The sequence below is a fragment of the Arthrobacter sp. GW822-FHT05G07 genome, from assembly GCF_058799755.1.
The window spans coordinates 299,110-315,311 of the sequence record NZ_JBXALT010000004.1 but is presented as its reverse complement, the minus strand read 5'-3'; the positions used below and the strand labels follow the sequence as shown (position 1 = coordinate 315,311).

The following is a 16,202-nucleotide window of genomic DNA, read 5'->3' as shown; positions in this document are numbered from 1 at the left end:
GCCGCTTTCGAGCTTAGGTTAGGCTTACTTAAGCTCAAGATAAATGGCTTTGGTCCCGTTCACAAATCGTGGACCTTCGTGAAGGAGTGTTGCTTGAAACGCAATTGGGAAGGCGTCGTCCTCAAAGTCATGGGCGCCAAGGACTTCACTTTGGAGGTTACGGGCAGTGAAGAGATCACCCCGGACTTCCTGCGCGTTCATGTGCGTGACGGCGGACTCTTGGAGCGCAGCGGCATCCATCCCACCATGTGGATCCGGCTGTGGTTCAACGATTCCGGCAAGGCCCACCAGCGCGCCTACACGTTGGTAAACCCCGACCCGGCCGCCGGGACGTTCAGCATGGATTTCGCGATGCATCACGGCGTTGCTGCCCACTGGGCCCGCTCTGCGCAGCCCGGCGAGGCCATCGATGCCACCGTCCAAGGGAGTTCCTTCACTTTCCCGGAACCCGCTCCGCGCCGGATCTGGGTGGTGGGCGATCCCGCGTCCATCCCTGCCATCAACTCGCTGCTGGACGAGCGGCAGCGTGTTGCTGCGGGCGCCGCTCCGGTGACCGCCTGGCTTGAATACCAGCACGACGCCGACCCCTCGATTGAGGTGCGGACGGCCGATTCCGACGTCGTCACCTGGATTCCGCGCAAACGCGACGGTGCCGCTCTGGTTGAGGAAGTCTGCGGTGCGCTCACGGCCAACACTGTCTCGGTAGCCGACGACTTCTTCTGGGTCGCGAGCGAAGCGTCAAGTACCCGCGCAATCGTCAAGTACCTGCGGAAAGAACTCGGCGTGGACAAGCACCGGATTGACGCGTTGGGGTACTGGCGGGTCTAGCCTTTCGGCGCGCCCTGGCCGCCCACGGGTTAGTCGTGGAATTGCTCGCGGGGCGCGTAACCCGCGAAAATACTGAGGGAAAGCGTTCACCCACGATGAGTCGCCGCAGAGGGATATATCGCACAGAATGGGTACCGTGTGATGTATGCCGCTGATTCTGCGTTTTGCCCTTCACTTCTAACTCATTTGTGATATTTTTTGCTTATGACGCAACCGACCGCAGAACATGTAGGCCTCCTGCTCCGCGACGCCCGCGGCGAAAAAGGCTGGACGCAGGGGCAGTTGGCTACTGAGCTCGGCACCAGCCAGAGCGCAATTGCCCGGATGGAACAGGGCAAACAAAACCTGAGCCTCCGGATGATCGAGCGCCTCGAAGCCATTTTCGGCCGCTCAATAGTCAAGGTCGGTAAGCCCCAAATGACACACCTCCGCGTGGAGGGCGGCCGGACCCTCTCCGGCGAAGTTGATGTCAACAGCAGCAAGAACGCCGGTGTCGCGCTCCTGTGTGCGAGCCTGATCAACCGTGGAACCACCACGCTGCGCCGACTTGCACGGATTGAGGAAGTCAACAGGATTGTTGAGGTCCTGACGTCCATTGGCATGGAATGCACGTGGCTCAACGGAAGCGACCTCCGTCTGCGCCGCCCGGACGTCCTGGATCTCGAGTCCATGGACGTGGACGCCGCCCGGCGTACCCGCAGCGTCATCATGCTGCTCGGGCCGCTCTTGGACGAAACCAGCGAATACCTGCTGCCCTACGCGGGTGGCTGCGATCTCGGAACGCGCACGGTGGAGCCGCACATGCAGGCTCTTCGCCAGTTCGGCCTTGAAGTGGAGGCGAAGTCCGGCTTCTACTCCGTGACTGCGCCTCCCGCTGATGGGCACGACCGGTCCTTCGTCCTGACCGAACGCGGCGACACCGTCACTGAGAATGCCATCATGGCCGCTGCTCACCGTGAAGGCACCACCATCATCCGCAATGCCAGCCCCAATTACATGGTGCAGGATCTCTGCTTCTACCTGCAGGGCCTGGGCGTGGACATTGACGGCGTCGGAACCACCACGCTGAAGATCACCGGACGCTCAGCCATTGATGTTGACATCGAGTACTTCCCGTCCGAAGACCCCATCGAGGCGATGAGCCTCATCACTGCGGGAATCGTGACCAACTCCGAGGTCACCATCCGCAGGGTTCCCATCGAGTTCATGGAAATTGAACTCGCCACCCTGGAACAGATGGGCCAGAACCTCGAGATTTCCGGCGAATACATGGCACGCAACGGACGTACCCGGCTGGTGGACGTAACAACCAAGCCATCCGAGCTGCGTGCCCCGCAGGACAAGATCCACCCGATGCCGTTCCCGGGCCTGAACATCGACAACCTGCCCTTCTTTGCAGTGATTGCAGGCAACGCCGAGGGCCAGACCATGATCCACGACTGGGTCTATGAGAACCGTGCCATTTACTTGACGGAGCTCAACAAGCTGGGCGCCCAGGTGCAGCTGCTGGATCCGCACCGGATCTACGTCAACGGGCCCACCAAGTGGCGTGCGGCGGAAATCGGCTGCCCGCCCGCCCTGCGTCCCGCGGCCTGCCTGCTCCTGGCAATGTTGGCTGCCCGGGGAACCTCCGAGCTTCGCAACATTTACGTGATCGAACGTGGCTATGAGGACCTCGCCGAGCGCCTGAACACCATCGGCGCGAAGATCGAGTACTTCCAGGACTGACGATTGCGCCTCGTGCGGGATCCCTTGCGCACCCTTTCGCGCCGGACGCGCCCTTAGGTGCTTTTCGGCGCACCCGTTTCCGCCATCCGCGCCAGGTAACTCTGGTGCAGATGGCGGGAAGGGGTGCGAATCGTCGAGGACAGCACCGCAGCCCTGTCTTCGTTCGGCCTCCTGACGCAGAATGGAGCATGCGGACTTTCGGGGTTGAGGAAGAGCTGCTCATCGTCGATCCTGTGACGGGCGAGCCCCTCGCCCTCGCGGACGCGTTGCTGGCAGGCCAGGATGAACCCACGTCTGGCCTCAGCCACGAACTCAAGCTGGAGCAGATCGAAACCCAAACCCGCCCGTGCCACAGCTACGGGGAGCTCCTGCAGCAGATCCGCCGCGGACGGGCCATGGCCAACCAGGCCGCCCGTCAGCACGGAGCACGGGTAGCTGCGATCGCCACGTCTCCACTGGCCTCCAACACCCACACCACCCCGGACCCCCGGTATGCCGCGATGTTGGATCGCTTCGGCATCATTGCCACAGAGCAGCTGACGTGCGGATTCCACGTGCACACCTCGGTGGAGTCGCCCGAGGAAGGCGTGGTGGTGCTGGACCACATCCGGGACAAGCTCGCAGTCCTGACGGCCCTCACCGCCAATTCGCCTTACTGGCGGGGGCTTCCCACGGGTTTCGACAGCTACCGCACCCAGGCCTGGAACCGCTGGCCCACATCCGGCCCTTCATCCGTATTTGGTTCGCTGACTGCCTATCGACGCATCGTGAAGCGTCTTCTGGAAACGGGCGTGATCATGGACGAAGGCATGATCTACTTCGACGCACGCATCTCCCGTAACCACCCCACCGTGGAGGTCCGCGTCGCCGATGTCTGCCTCCGGGCCGAGGACGCCGCACTGATGGCCGTGCTGGTGCGGGCTTTGGTAGAGACTGCTTCCTTGGAAATGCTCGACGGCGTCGAACCCACCGCGGTGCCAACGGCCCTCCTGCGAATGGCGAGCTGGCAGGCCAGCAATTCGGGTTTGCGCGGAGACCTCCTGGACTTCGGAGACTTCCTACCGCAACCAGCAGCGGATGTCGTGTGGGCGCTGGTTGACTATCTGAGCCCCGTACTGGACGACCAAGGTGAGTTGGAGCTCGTCAAAGCAGGGATTTCGGACGTACTGGACCGGGGCAACGGCGCCCACGAGCAACGGGAAACCGCGGTGCGCTACAACAAAAGGCAGCACGACGGTCAAACCCAGCTGGGGAGTCCGCCCACCAACGAAGCCTTGGCCGCCGTCGTCGGGCATGCTGCGAAGGTGACTGTGCGCGGTGCTGCCGCCGATGCTCATAAGGATCCGGCGCCCATGCTGACCCGGGTCAGGCGACCTTAGGCCTCACGTTCTTCCGGCTGCTCCCACGCGAACAGGTAAGCGCCCGCGAGTCCCTCAATCAGGTAGAAAGCGAACGGCGGAATGTCCTTCTTGGCCACGAGGATGGCCCCGTAGATGGGCGCGGAGGCCGCAGCCGTAACCCCGATCCATCGTTTGACAGGCAAGGATAGAAGGCTCCCGCCGAGCGCGGCCAACGCCACAACATGCAGCCCGGAATAGGCCAGGAACGGCGCGTTGGATCCACGGCGGTAGGCGAACCCCTCAATATCGGAAGCCCGCCGGGCAAGACTGGAAACGAAGAGCGGGGCGCCGGCAAGCAGTGCGGCTGCAGCGCCATTAGCCCATTTCTTCGCCTTCCTGTGTGAGGTGCCCGAGTCCGGAATGGAACGGGCGAAGGCTGCGAATCCCACAGGCACTGCAACTGTTCCTGCCGCGGTAAGGTGCTGCCCTGTGATCCAGCCGCGTTGGCCGGCTTGCAGCATGCGGAGGCGCTCGGCGTCGTCGGGGGTGATGTAGACGCGTGAGACCGGCGAGATTCCGACGAACCACACCACCGTGCCGGCAACAATTACTGCTCCGGCACGGCGATACGGATGGTTCCCGCTCATGGCAGCAAGATTAGACCTGTTTGAGGGCCTTCTCCAGATCCAAGATAAGGTCGCCCACATCTTCAAGTCCCACGGACAGTCGCACCACACCATCAGAAAGCCCGATGGCCGCGCGGCCCTCCGGCCCCATGGCCCGGTGGGTGGTGGTTGCCGGATGCGTGATGAGGGACTTGGAGTCGCCCAGGTTGTTGGAAATGTCGATCACGCTGAGGCCATCAAGCAACGCAAAGGCTGCCTCCTTGGCTGACCGACCGGCTGAAGGCGAGAGTTCAAACGTCAGCACCGTACCGCCGGCCTTCATCTGCTTCGCGGCGAGCTGGTACTGGGGGTGCGACTTCAGCAGCGGGTACTTGACCCAGCTGATGGCAGGCTGCTGCTCCAGCCACTCGGCGATCTTCAAAGCGGACGCGGAGCTGTGGTTCACGCGCAGCCCGATGGTCTCCAAGCCCTTGGTCAACACCCAGGCGTTGAACGCGGACAGCGAAGGGCCGGTGTGCCGCATAAGCTGCTTGACCGGGCCGTCGATGAATTCCTTGGTGCCCAGGATTGCGCCGCCAAGGACGCGCCCTTGGCCGTCGATGTGTTTGGTGCCGGAATAGACGATCACGTCGGCGCCCAGCTCACCGCAGCGTTGCAGCAGCGGAGTGGCAAAGACATTGTCGACCACGACAGTCGCCCCGGCGGCATGCGCCAGTTCGCTGACTGCAGCGATATCGACGATCTCCTGCATCGGGTTGGACGGCGACTCGAAGAACACCGCGGTGGTGGGTTCGGAGAGGGCTTCACGCCACTGCTCCAGATCCGGGCCGTCCACGAATACCGTCTCCACGCCCCAGCGCGGCAGGATCTCATTGAGGATCACGAAGCAGGAGCCAAACAGGGAGCGGGCGGCAACCACGCGGTCGCCGGCAGCCAGCAGGGCACCCAAAGCGGTGAAGACAGCGGACATGCCGGACGCCGTCGCAAAGCACGCTTCGGTTCCTTCAAGCAGCCGCAGCCGCTCCTGGAACGTGGCCACGGACGGGTTGCCGTAGCGGGAGTAGACGAAGCGTTCGTCCTCACCGGTAAAGGCTCGCTCTGCGGCGGCTGCGGACTCGTAAACGAACCCGGAGTTCAGGAAAACGGGCTCGGACGTTTCCTGGAAATTGGTACGGTCAAGGCCACCGCGGACGGCTTGGGTGTCAGGGCTCCAGCCAGCGGCGTCGGGATTGAAAGTCACTTACTCGGTCCCCAAATTCGTCGGCAGGCCACGGTTCTTCCACCCGTTAACGGTGCGTTCGCCGTAGCGGTCCGGTTCGCCTTCAAAGCCCTCAAGGACGTTGTAGGCAGTGAAGCCGGCCTGGGTTGCGGCGATTGCGGCCGAGATGGAGCGCTGGCCGGAACGGCACAGGAACACCAGCTCAACGCCGTCGTCTTCGGGTGCCTGCTGCTGCAGATCCTCGATGAAACGGGAGTTGGGAATGCCGCCGGCCAAATTCCACTGGATGAACAGGGGGTCGTTCTCGGTGGCTTTGGTATCGGGGATGCCGATGTGGGCCCATTCGCCCTCGGTGCGGACGTCCACCAGGATGGCGCCCTCTTGAAGCTTGGCCCACGCGTCCTGCGGGGTCAGATCACCTGCGTAGCTCATGCGTGGCCCTCAAATGCTTCTTCGTCGTCGTAGTTTTCCAGCTGATCGACGGCGTTGGCTACCGCAGCATCCGCACTGGCGATCGCGGCAGGGAGGACAACGGCTTGGGCAACGATCACGTCGGTGCCGTTGAACGTGGCGGCCGGGCTGCCATGAAGCACGTAACCTTCTGCGAGCGAGTTGTGGATGCGCTCGCAAAAATCACGGGTATCCGGGCCTGTAATCAGGCGGTAGGAGAGTTTTTCTTCAGTGGGTTCAGGCATTGCTGGTGCTCCTCAGTCACGCTTGCAGTACGAGTTGTCGATACGCCGAGTAGTCACCTGAGGCACCCCGCCGGAGAGAGGGTTGCCGACCAGCAAGTCAGGGCTTTGCGCTGGTGCTCATTACTCAAGAAAAACGTAACATCCACGGGCATCGGGCCGCACTTGCGGGCTGTTGCGGGGCCGTCATGTTGCGTAATCGGCGGCTCATCCCTTATTCGTTTTTCAGCGCACGCACTGCCGCGCCCACCGTTGGGAAGAAGTGGTCGGGCGTAAAGCGGGCCGCTGTGCCCAAATGGATCAACTTGTCTTTCACAGGTCCCTTCAGTTCGGCGAACACCAGGTCCACGCCTTTGCTTGCCAGCCATTCATCCAAAGTGACGAGGTCGTCCAGCGCCGTAGTGTCGATCCCGGTGATGGGCTCCGCGGCGAGGATGACGTGGGTAATGGCATCTGTTGTCTCATCCGGTGCCTCGTCAAGTTGCTCCCGGACAAAGGCCGCCAGTACCTGCCCATTACCGAAGAACAGCGGCGCATCGAAGCGGAGGATGAGAAGTCCCGGGATGCGTTCACCATCGGGGTGCCGCTCAAGGTCGTGATAGCCAGGGAGCCCTTCTTCAGCACCGAGTTCTGTCCGGTACGGATCCCAGGCCCTCCGCACGAAGTCCAAAAGCGCCAACGCAATGGCCACCACGATTCCCTGCAGTACCCCAACGGTGAGGACGCCCAGGAACGCGGCCAGCATCACCACAGATTCGCTGCGGCTCAGGCTGAGGAGCCGCTTCACGCCGGCCGGGTCCGCGAGGGCAATGGCTGCGGCGATGACGACGGCGGCCAACGTTGCGGAGGGCAGGTACTCGGTCACTCCGGGAGCCAGCAGCATGAAGGCCAGCACCAGCACGGAACCCACCACGCCGGTCATCTGGGATTTGGCACCAGCATCCACGGCCACCGGGGTTCTGGAGGTACTGCCGGAGATCGGGAATCCGCCCAGCAGTCCGGTGGCCGCGTTGGCTGCCCCGAGCGCCGCCATTTCCCTGTTTCCCGAGACCTTCTTCCCTTCCTTGGCCGCCAATGTTTGGGATAGGACGCCGGTGTCCGCGAAGGCCATGAGGGCGATCCCTGCCGCAGCGGGAAGCAGCGTGAGAGCATCAGCCCAGCCGATGCCCCCGAGTGCGGGCATCGGGAGGCCCTGCGGCAGGACTCCGGTGACCTTCACGTCGTCGTTCAGGCCCCAAACCGCCGTAACAACGCAAGAGCCGACCACCGCCAGCAGGACGCCGGGTACCTTCCACTTCAGCAGCCGCGGGATCCAAATGAGGGCAAGGGAACCGCTACCCAGCAGCAGGGCGGTGACATTGACGTCACCGCCGAGCACCCCGGTGGTGACCTTCGCGAGCTTCTCCCAGATGTCGCCGTCGGCCTCTATCCCGAAGAACGCCGGTAGCTGCGACAGCAGCACCAGTAACGCAATTCCGTTCAGGTATCCGAGCCGGATGGGTTTGGACAGCAGGCCGGTAATGGTTCCCAGTTTCAGGGCAGAACCGGCCAGCATGATCACCCCGATCAGCACAGCCAACAGCCCGGCCAATGCCACCGATTTTTCGCTGCTGCCAGCTGCCAGCGGCACAATGGCGGCGGCGATCATGGGGGCTAGGGCTGAGTCGGGTCCGAGGACCAGGATGCGGGAAGGCCCCACAATGGCGTAAACCAGCAACGGGACCACCGTTGCGTACAGTCCGGTGACGGGAGGAAGGCCGGCCGCCTGCGCATAGGCCATGCCGGCTGGCACCAGTAAGGCGAACAACGCAGCGCCCGCCACGATGTCATGCCGCAGCCATTCGCGCTTGTATCCCTTGAGCGCCCAGACGCCCGAAAGCCGGTCCTTGGCGGAGGTGCGGGGGGGGGGAACTCATACAGCGATCATTCCCGACCCATGCTGTTTGCGGAACAAGGAGCCCGCCGTATGTGGAAAATTCGAACGCTCATGAGTCCCACCCAAATGTGACGCCCCGGGAGCATAATTGACGCAGTACGACCCCCTGTAACTTCGCATGAAATCAGGTCGCGGTGAACGGACAGAGCAGTTCTACACTCAAGCCCATGCTGCACTTTGGATGGTTTGTGGGCCACGGTTTCGGAGTCCAAGGCTGGGGCACTCCTGGTTACGGCTTGGGCTACGACTGGAAGAAACCCGCCCTGTACCAGGAAGCCGTGCGCGCTTTTGAGCGATCCGGGCTGGACCTGTTCATCATCGAGGATTCCCTCACTGTTCCGGACACGTATGGCGGTACGGCTGAGGTCTCATTGGCCCACGCGTCTTTCGCGCCAAAGCATGATCCGTTGGCGCTGGTTCCGTACCTTCTCTCCGCCACGGAGCACCTGGGGATCGTGCCCACGGTCAGCGCTTCCTTCTACCCTCCCTTCACCGCCGCCAGGCTTCTGGCCACACTGCAGCACTTCTCGGAAGGCCAGCTTGGCTGGAACGTGGTTACCTCCGGCAGTGATCTCGCAGCGCAGAATTACGGGCTGGATCAGCAGATCGAACACGACCTCCGCTACGAGAAAGCGGAGGAATTCGTTGACGTCGTCAGGCGGCTTTGGCGCAGTTGGGAACCTGCTGCTGTGCTTGAGGATGTTGAGGCGGGAGTGTTCGCAGACCACAGCAAAGTGCACCCGATCAACCATGAGGGCGACTTCTTCAAGGTCCGGGGACCGCTGAACACGGCGCCCTTGCCGGAAGAACCCGTGCTGGTGCAGGCCGGTGCCTCTCCCCGGGGCAAAGCATTCGCAGGCGGCCATGCTGACGTGGCCATTGCCTTGGCGCGTGGCGTTGAAGGGATGAAGTCCTACCGGGATTCGATCCGCGCCGAAGCCGCCAAGGCGGGGAGGAAGCCCGACGACGTCAAGGTACTTTTTGTCCTGAAACCCACGGTTGTTGGTTCCACAGCCGAGGCAGAGGAGCTGCGGGCGCAGCGGCGGGAACTCACCCAGCGAGACATCGACAGCCAGCTCAACTCAATTTCCTACCTCTCCGTCATCGACTTCAAGCAGTTCGACCTCGACGCCCCGCTTCCCGAGCTGAGCACCAACAGCAACCAAGGCACGCTGGAACACTTCGCCAAAGCTGCCCCTCCGGGTTCCACGCTGCGCCAAATCCTCCAGGCACGCAGCGGCGGAGCAGGCGACTCGATCATCGGCACTGTAGGCGAAATCGCTGACTATCTGGAGGAAACAGGCTCGGCCGTAGGTGGCGACGGATTTCTTTTCTCCGGCTTTGTGGACCCAGTGACCGTGCACGGTGTACTGGACAAACTCACCCCGGAACTGCGGCGGCGCGGCCTGTTGAGGAAGAGTTACGGCAACGGTGGATTCCGGCAGAACCTCCTGGACTTCTGATGGTCTCCCATGAAACGCCAACCCTCCTGATCGGAACGGCTCCGGTGCGCCCCGCGGACGTGGCGCTGGCGGCTGAAGATCCGACGTTTCATGTGAAACTCAACCCAGATGCGTTGTCCTTGATAGGCCGCTCGCGGGAAATCGTGGAGTCGACCGCCGCCTCCGGCCAGCGGGTCTATGGACTTAACACCTTGCTCGGTTCCGGCCGCGACACCGCTGTGGAGGAGAAGTCGCTCCTGGCCTATCAAGTCCAGGTGGTCAGGTACCACAACAGCGGAGTGGGTTCGTCTTTGGACCGCGCCGCTGCCCGCGCCGTGATCCTCACCCGGCTTATCGGATTCAGCCGCGGCGGTTCCGGTGTGCGACCGGAAACTGCAGCGTTCTATGCGGAACTGCTCAACCGCGGCGTCTTTCCCGCCATCCCGCGCGAAGGCTCGGTGGGTTCATCGGACCTGACCCAGCTTGCCGCCGTCGCCGCCGTTGCCATCGGTGAAGGTGAAGCATTCGACGCGGACGGCACGCTGGTCCCCGGCGCCAAGGCGCTCGCCGACGCCGGCCTCCAGCCCCTTGTCCTCGCCCCGGGGGAGGCCCTCGCCTTGGTGAGTGCCAACGCGTATTCGGTGGGCGTTGGAACCCTCGCATTGCTGCGGCTGCAGCACTTGGCCGAGCTGGCCGACGTCGCGCTTTCCCTCTCGCTGGAGACGATCGCAAGGTACGACGGCGGCGGGAACCTCAGCCCGTTTTCGCCGGCAATCCAGGCGGCCAAGGCTGTGGACGGGCAGCGGGACTCGGCTGCTGCTGTGCGTCGCCTGCTGAGTGGTGGGTGGTTGGAAGATGTTCGGCCGGAGGTGTCGGTGCAGGACGCGTTGTCGTTCCGGGCCGCACCGCAGACGCACGGGGCCTTCCGATCGCTTGTTGCGCAGCTTGCTTCGGCCTTGGACGTGGAGCTGAACGGCCGCGGTGATAATCCCTTGGTTGATGTCGAATCCGGGCACATGGTGTCCGGTGGGAACTTCCAGCCCATGCAGCTGGCCCTCGCCTTTGAGGGGCTGCGGCTGGCTTTGGCGCATGTGGGAATCTCCAGTGAACGGCGCATCGCCAAGTTGTATCCGCCCCAACGAGCTATTCGGGCACGCCACTTGCAGGCTGCGGCCTCCGGCGAATCGGACCTTGCACAGGAGGAACTTCCCGGGCTCCTCTGGTACTCCGCCGCCGGACTGCTGGCCGAGCTCAAGGCCCTTGCTGCCCCGGCGACGCTCGGCGCACCAACCCTCTCGGCCGACGTCGAAGACCATTCAACGCTGGCCCCGCTCGCGTTGCAGCAACTCGAAAAATCGTTGGACGCAGCGGAGAAGCTCTTGGTGATCGAAGCGCTGACGGCGTCGTACCTGCTGCTCGAAGCGGGAGCCGCGCAACCGCTCGGGAAGGGTACCGGCGCCGTCGTGGGCCGCTTGGCTGACGTGCTGGCCGACCGGCCATCGGCGCCCGACTTGGTTGAACGGGCGCGGACTGAGCTGCGGGATGCCGTTGGCCGGGAATTTTCTGAGGAAGGAGAGAAGACGTGGTGAGTACAGCGATTCGCAAACATGGTGTTCACGCGGCTTCCGGGCCTCCGGACGGATTGGACGATTCGGTCCTGGAGAGGGTCGGAAACACGCCACTGGTTAAGTTGGAGTCGCTGAGCCGTGGGCTGGGCAGCACCATCCACATCAAGCTCGAGTCCGAAAACCCCGGCGGCTCCATCAAGGACCGGACAGCTCTGAGCATGGTTCGGGCGGCTGAGAAATCCGGGGAACTGAAGCCCGGCGCCACAATTGTGGAAAGTACGTCTGGCAATACCGGGATTGGGCTGGCCCTCATTGGGCACCTGACAGGCCACCCAGTGGTGGTGGTAACAGGCGACACCATCTCCAAGGAGAAGCTCGCCGCGCTGCACAACTATGGTGCCCGCGTGATCTTGACCGACTGGAACGCGCCATCCGAGTCGCCTGAGAACGCCCGCGCAGTAGCTGCGCGGATAACCGCTGAGACACCCGGCGCGTGGCGGCCCATGCAGTTCGACAATCCAGCCAATCCCGCCGCGCACTACCAAACCACCGGCCCGGAAATTTGGGAACAGACAGGTGGCCTGGTGACCCACTTCGTAGCGGGCATCGGTACCGGCGGGACCATCAGCGGGAACGGCCGGTTCTTGAAGGAACGCGTGGCAGCCGCGCGGCCCGGCGGGCACGTGGAAGTTGTTGGCGCCGACCCCTACGGTTCTGCCTACAGCGGCGGTCATCCCGGCGAGATCCTGGTGGACGGCGTGGGCAACTCCTGGCCCGAGGCTGAATGGCCCAAGGCCTTCGACCGCACCATCGTGGACCGCTTCCTGCGCATTCCCAACGACGAGGTCTACACCACCGTCCACCGGCTGCTCGATGAAGAAGGGCTCGCGCTGGGTCCGTCCTCCGGGCTCGCTGTGGCCGCGGCCATCCGGGTGGCGCGGGCCGCACCCCACGGTTCGCTGGTGGTTGCCATAGCGCCCGACGCCGGCACCAACTACCTGAGCAAGGCTTTCAACCCGGTGTGGCTGGCGGAGCACGGCATCCGGCTCGCCGCGGACACACCGGCCGCCCGCGACGCCCGCGAGTAGAACCCTCTCTCATGTCCCGCGGGTTTGGGGTGCACCCTCTCTCATGTCCCGCGGGTTTCTTCCATGTGGGCTGCTAGCATCTGAAGTTCCGAACGGCACCTGCCGTAGCGAAATTGGGGGTTTTTTGTTTTCTTTTGTTGGGATTCTCTACTCCGTGGTGACGGTGGCCGTCGCCGCTTTGGTGATTTACGCCTTGGTGCTCGCCATCATTTTCTTGCGCCTCCGTATTCGGGAGCTGAAGCGGGGACAGGAACCCCCGTTGCGCTAGGCTCCAAATATGCCCGAACAGGAAACAAAACCCCGTCTGGCCGGCTACCTGGACAAGCAACAGCCGGATCTTTACGCAACTTTGAGCCACTATTCCCAGCAGCTCGTAGATGAAGCTGACCGACTTGGCATCCCGCGCCGCACTCTTGAGCTCATCAACTACCTGTGCTCGCAGATCAACGGCTGTGCCTTTTGCCTGGACCTCCACCATCGTCGTGCCCTGAAATATGGGGAAACGGAGCAGCGGCTGTCCTTGGTTGCTGTCTATAAAGAAGTGCAACTCTTCGAGCCCGCGGAAGTGGTAGCCATGGAGATCGCCGAGCAGATCACCCGTATGAGTACCTCGCGGCCAAGCACTGAGCTTTTCGAGCAAGCACGGCAGCACTACAGCGACGAGCAGATCAGCGTGCTTTGCATGGCGGCTATCGGGATCAATGCCTTCAATCGCCTTTCAATCTTGAGCGAGCACCCCGTGCGGGTCGCCAAGAAGTAGTTCCGCAGCCCACGGCGTCCTGACCCTCTTTCACACCAGATCAGCCCTTGGGCAACCACAACAGGTTGCCCAAGGGCTGATGTGCTTCTCAACAAGGTCAGGAAGCCGCCGCCGTAAGCGTTGGCAGGCGAGGCGTGTGCCGCCGTCGTGAGTCCTCCAAAACCGCGGGCCGCCACCACCTACTTTGGGCGTAAAAGCTGCCCACCACTCCACTTGCACGGTGTGTCGGGGTGCCGCGGGTTCAATGTGGGTGGTGAGGGACCGCAGCGCGCTACACAAGCACCTAAGCGTCAATCGCCTTCTTGAGCGACCGGCGTCGTCCGTACTTGAAGTAGAAGATGGCGTAGCACGCGCCCACAAACGGGACGCCAAACAAGAGTGCAGCCACCTGGTTGGGGTCGAACGCGATGCCGATCAGCGACACCACGCACAGTGCGAACGCGAGGATCGGAACCAGCGGGAACAGGGGAGCCCGGTAGGGGAGTGTGCTCAGGTCGCCACCGTTCTTGATGAACGTCCGGCGGTAGATGAAGTGTGAAGCGACGATGGACATCCAAACGCCAACGGTCGCGAAACCGGCAACTGAAACGAGCACCAAGTAGACGGTGGCCGGGGCCACAACGCTGCTGATCAGCGAAGCCAGGCCGCCCAGCATACTGACGCAAAGGGCCACCATGGGGATCCCGCGCTTGGTCAGTTTACGGAAGGCCTTGGGGGCGTGGCCTTCGTCGGCCAGCGAGAAGAGCATGCGGGCACAGGAAAAGAGCCCGCAGTTTCCGGCGGAGAGCAGTGCCGTGATGATCACGAAGTTCATGATGTCCGCGGCGTATGGGATGCCTAGCATGGAGAAGACCGTGACAAACGGGCTCTCGTCCACACTGACTTTCTCGTACGGAATGGTTGCCGCGATGACCACGATCGCACCAACAAAGAAGATCATGAGTCGGATGACCGTGGTGCGCATGGCCTTGGGGATGTTCGCGCCGGGGTTCGCCGTTTCGCCGGCGGCAACGCCGATCAGCTCGGAGCCCGAGAAAGCGTAGAAGACCGCCAGGCAGGTGACGAAGACGCCGGTGAAGCCATTCGGGAAGAGCCCGTCCGGCGTGCTGAAGTTCTCGCCAAATGAGGGGTATCCGCCAGCCGCGAGCGGGTGGAATCCGGCAAGCGCGGCACCGCCCAGGACGATCAGGCCGACGACGGCGGCGACCTTGATGAGCGCGAACCAGAACTCCGATTCACCAAAGACACGCGATGAAATGGAATTCAGGGTGAACAGGACCGTGGCGAAGACGAAGCACCAGATCCAGACGTCGACGCCAGGGAACCAGCGTTGCATGAGGAGGCCCGCCGCGGTGAACTCGGAACCTAGAGCCACGGCCCAGCAGAGCCAGTAGAGCCAGGCAGTGGCAAAGCCGGTGGCCGGGCCGATGGTCCGGGCTGCATAGATGTGGAAGGCACCCGAGACGGGGAACGCAACAGCGAGCTCCCCGAGGCATGCCATCACCAAGTAGACCACCACGGCGCCAATGAGGTAGGCAATCACGGCACCCAACGGGCCGGCCGTGGCGATGGTGTATCCGGAACTTACGAACAGTCCAGAGCCGATGACGCCGCCCATGGCGATCATCACCAGGTGCCGGGCCTCCATGGACCGGCGAAGTCCTGTTTGTGAGGCGCCAGTCTGGGGCTGTGCCTCGGTTGCCGATGCTTCGGCTTCTGTGGGGGAGCTGAGTCCCATATTCCCTCCGGGAAGTTAGCCAGCAAAGTCTGAAGTAGTACCAGCCGGACGTGATCCAACTAACACGAGAACAAGATTCATCACATGACGAATGACCATTTCAAGGAGGATAAGAAACGCGATTGAACGCGCTGAACGCTCATGGGCGAGACCAAGAGTTCCTAATCATTGAGTCATGCGAGCAATTACTCTACTTGCGACCTGCTAGGTTCCTAGCGGGGCTTCGTAGGCGAGCAGCCTCCGAAGCCCTCTGGTTTACTCGATCCCCGCAAACAGTTCGTTGAGTTCCGCGGTGAGCTGCTTTCGAACAGCCGGTGTGCCGATTTCCTTGCCGTTGATGTGATTCACAGGAGCGATCAAACGGATGCTTGAGATGAGCCATACGGCGTCGGCATCAAACAGGTCCTGCGGTACGAGCGGCCCATAGCCGAGCTCCCACCCGGCAGCTTTCGCCGCTGCGAACAGAGCCCCCTGAGACGTGCCCGGCAGAATTCCACTGTCATGTTGCGGCGTAATGAGGCGGCGAACCGTCTTAACGGAACCCTCGCCGTCGTCCACTGTTTCAAGGTGCGCCAGCAACACGGTGGACGTCGGGCCCTCCAGCACGCGGCCGTCCGTGGAGGTGAAGATCGCGTCGTCTGCGCCTTGCTTATGCGCGAAGCGCAGCGCCGCCATGTTGACCGCATAGGACAGCGTCTTGGCGCCCAGCAGCAGCCACGGTGCCCGCTCGCCGGCTTCGGTGTCGAAGCCACGGTCCAAAAGTACGACGTCGATGCCCGTCTCGCGCTGCCGGCGGCTGCCCGCGGGTGAGGGCGAAGCCTGCACCCAGCATGTGGGGCTGGCTGCGCCTTCAACGCCGCGGGTCACGATCAGCTTGACCACAACCTCGTCCTCCTCCGGAGTAGGGGAGGGGTGCGCGTCACGGAACTCGTTGATGGCGGTGTCGATCGCCTTGCGCCAGGCATCCTGCTCCGGAAGAACCAGGTCCAGGGCTGCAGCGGAACTGCTCAGCCGGTTTAGATGGGCCTGGACCTTGCGGGGGCGTCCTTGAACAGCCAGGAGTGATTCGAACACGCCGTCGCCTCGGGTTGCGCCAAGGTCCGTAGCCATGAGTTGGGGCTGGCTGGAGTCGGCAATGCGTCCGTTTTCGAAGGCAGGGTCAAGGAAGACCAAGACCGTGGGAGCAGGTGAAGTCATGGTCCCAGCTTAGTGCTGGGCCGTGGCGGATGACTTTGCC

Annotated in this window: 15 protein-coding genes and 1 riboswitch; of the genes, 8 read left to right on the top strand and 7 right to left on the bottom strand. The window is 62.9% G+C overall.

The annotated features are described in order from the left end of the window. The first annotated feature begins 93 nt into the window (after nt 1-93). The 3 genes from AC1RJY_RS08815 to AC1RJY_RS08805 all read left to right on the top strand — a co-directional run bounded on the left by AC1RJY_RS08815 (nt 94) and on the right by AC1RJY_RS08805 (nt 3,935). Complete coding sequence (locus AC1RJY_RS08815; RefSeq protein WP_498602143.1) at nt 94-828, top strand: siderophore-interacting protein; 735 nt, start codon at nt 94-96, stop codon at nt 826-828. Between the two features lie 204 nt (nt 829-1,032). Continuing rightward, nucleotides 1,033-2,556 (top strand): UDP-N-acetylglucosamine 1-carboxyvinyltransferase, encoded by a 1,524-nt coding sequence (locus AC1RJY_RS08810; protein WP_014922934.1) that lies wholly within the window; start codon nt 1,033-1,035, stop codon nt 2,554-2,556. A gap of 188 nt (nt 2,557-2,744) precedes the next feature. Further along, complete coding sequence (locus AC1RJY_RS08805; RefSeq protein WP_498602142.1) at nt 2,745-3,935, top strand: glutamate--cysteine ligase 2; 1,191 nt, start codon at nt 2,745-2,747, stop codon at nt 3,933-3,935. Here AC1RJY_RS08805 and AC1RJY_RS08800 read toward each other — a convergent pair. The 5 genes from AC1RJY_RS08800 to AC1RJY_RS08780 form a co-directional block, all read right to left on the bottom strand. Then, nucleotides 3,932-4,543, bottom strand: a complete 612-nt coding sequence (locus AC1RJY_RS08800; RefSeq protein ID WP_498602141.1) for a hypothetical protein — start codon at nt 4,541-4,543, stop codon at nt 3,932-3,934. The two genes, AC1RJY_RS08805 and AC1RJY_RS08800, sit on opposite strands and share 4 nt — an antisense overlap. A 10-nt stretch (nt 4,544-4,553) precedes the next feature. Next, nucleotides 4,554-5,762 carry an O-succinylhomoserine sulfhydrylase gene (locus tag AC1RJY_RS08795; RefSeq protein WP_011776277.1) on the bottom strand — a complete coding sequence of 403 codons (1,209 nt, stop codon included), beginning with the start codon at nt 5,760-5,762 and terminating at the stop codon, nt 4,554-4,556. Further along, nucleotides 5,763-6,173 carry a rhodanese-like domain-containing protein gene (locus tag AC1RJY_RS08790; RefSeq protein ID WP_011776276.1) on the bottom strand — a complete coding sequence of 137 codons (411 nt, stop codon included), beginning with the start codon at nt 6,171-6,173 and terminating at the stop codon, nt 5,763-5,765. It lies immediately after the preceding gene. After that, entirely contained in the window at nt 6,170-6,436 is a 267-nt protein-coding gene (locus AC1RJY_RS08785; protein WP_011776275.1) for a DUF1737 domain-containing protein, read from the bottom strand. Before AC1RJY_RS08785 ends, AC1RJY_RS08790 begins: the two co-directional genes overlap by 4 nt. A 13-nt stretch (nt 6,437-6,449) precedes the next feature. After that, nucleotides 6,450-6,561, bottom strand: a riboswitch (SAM riboswitch). Nucleotides 6,562-6,647: 86 nt separating this feature from the next. Further along, entirely contained in the window at nt 6,648-8,255 is a 1,608-nt protein-coding gene (locus AC1RJY_RS08780) for a SulP family inorganic anion transporter (RefSeq protein WP_498602140.1), read from the bottom strand. 248 nt (nt 8,256-8,503) lie between these two features. On the opposite strand from AC1RJY_RS08780, the gene AC1RJY_RS08775 reads away from it, so the two are divergent. The 5 genes from AC1RJY_RS08775 (at nt 8,504) to AC1RJY_RS08755 (ending at nt 13,227) form a co-directional block, all read left to right on the top strand. Then, nucleotides 8,504-9,832, top strand: coding sequence for an NtaA/DmoA family FMN-dependent monooxygenase (locus AC1RJY_RS08775; RefSeq protein ID WP_498602139.1), 1,329 nt, complete (start codon nt 8,504-8,506; stop codon nt 9,830-9,832). Beyond that, nucleotides 9,832-11,400, top strand: a complete 1,569-nt coding sequence (locus AC1RJY_RS08770) for an aromatic amino acid ammonia-lyase (protein ID WP_498602138.1) — start codon at nt 9,832-9,834, stop codon at nt 11,398-11,400. Before AC1RJY_RS08775 ends, AC1RJY_RS08770 begins: the two co-directional genes overlap by 1 nt. Further along, the gene (locus AC1RJY_RS08765; protein WP_498602137.1) at nt 11,394-12,467 is read left to right on the top strand and encodes a PLP-dependent cysteine synthase family protein; all 1,074 of its coding nucleotides are present in this window, start codon (nt 11,394-11,396) and stop codon (nt 12,465-12,467) included. The genes AC1RJY_RS08770 and AC1RJY_RS08765 overlap by 7 nt, the downstream gene beginning before the upstream one ends. Before the next feature lie 124 nt (nt 12,468-12,591). Further along, nucleotides 12,592-12,735: a hypothetical protein gene (locus tag AC1RJY_RS08760; RefSeq protein WP_011776270.1), complete on the top strand. Its 144-nt coding sequence runs from the start codon at nt 12,592-12,594 to the stop codon at nt 12,733-12,735. Nucleotides 12,736-12,744: 9 nt separating this feature from the next. Next, a complete protein-coding gene (locus AC1RJY_RS08755) occupies nt 12,745-13,227 on the top strand; it encodes a carboxymuconolactone decarboxylase family protein (RefSeq protein WP_498602136.1) in 483 nt (160 codons plus the stop codon). Between the two features lie 283 nt (nt 13,228-13,510). On the opposite strand, the gene AC1RJY_RS08750 is transcribed toward AC1RJY_RS08755, so the two are convergent. Then, nucleotides 13,511-14,965 (bottom strand): amino acid permease, encoded by a 1,455-nt coding sequence (locus AC1RJY_RS08750; RefSeq protein ID WP_498602135.1) that lies wholly within the window; start codon nt 14,963-14,965, stop codon nt 13,511-13,513. 255 nt (nt 14,966-15,220) lie between these two features. Next, nucleotides 15,221-16,162 (bottom strand): aminodeoxychorismate lyase, encoded by a 942-nt coding sequence (locus AC1RJY_RS08745; protein ID WP_011776267.1) that lies wholly within the window; start codon nt 16,160-16,162, stop codon nt 15,221-15,223. Nucleotides 16,163-16,202: the final 40 nt, after the last annotated feature.

Coding starts and splice junctions, on each gene's coding strand:
- AC1RJY_RS08810 (WP_014922934.1), top strand. CDS start 1,033: ATGACGCAACCGACCGCAGAACATGTAGGCCTCCTGCTCCGCGACGCC.
- AC1RJY_RS08805 (WP_498602142.1), top strand. CDS start 2,745: ATGCGGACTTTCGGGGTTGAGGAAGAGCTGCTCATCGTCGATCCTGTG.
- AC1RJY_RS08800 (WP_498602141.1), bottom strand. CDS start 4,543: ATGAGCGGGAACCATCCGTATCGCCGTGCCGGAGCAGTAATTGTTGCC.
- AC1RJY_RS08790 (WP_011776276.1), bottom strand. CDS start 6,173: ATGAGCTACGCAGGTGATCTGACCCCGCAGGACGCGTGGGCCAAGCTT.
- AC1RJY_RS08785 (WP_011776275.1), bottom strand. CDS start 6,436: ATGCCTGAACCCACTGAAGAAAAACTCTCCTACCGCCTGATTACAGGC.
- AC1RJY_RS08770 (WP_498602138.1), top strand. CDS start 9,832: ATGGTCTCCCATGAAACGCCAACCCTCCTGATCGGAACGGCTCCGGTG.
- AC1RJY_RS08755 (WP_498602136.1), top strand. CDS start 12,745: ATGCCCGAACAGGAAACAAAACCCCGTCTGGCCGGCTACCTGGACAAG.
- AC1RJY_RS08750 (WP_498602135.1), bottom strand. CDS start 14,965: ATGGGACTCAGCTCCCCCACAGAAGCCGAAGCATCGGCAACCGAGGCA.
- AC1RJY_RS08745 (WP_011776267.1), bottom strand. CDS start 16,162: ATGACTTCACCTGCTCCCACGGTCTTGGTCTTCCTTGACCCTGCCTTC.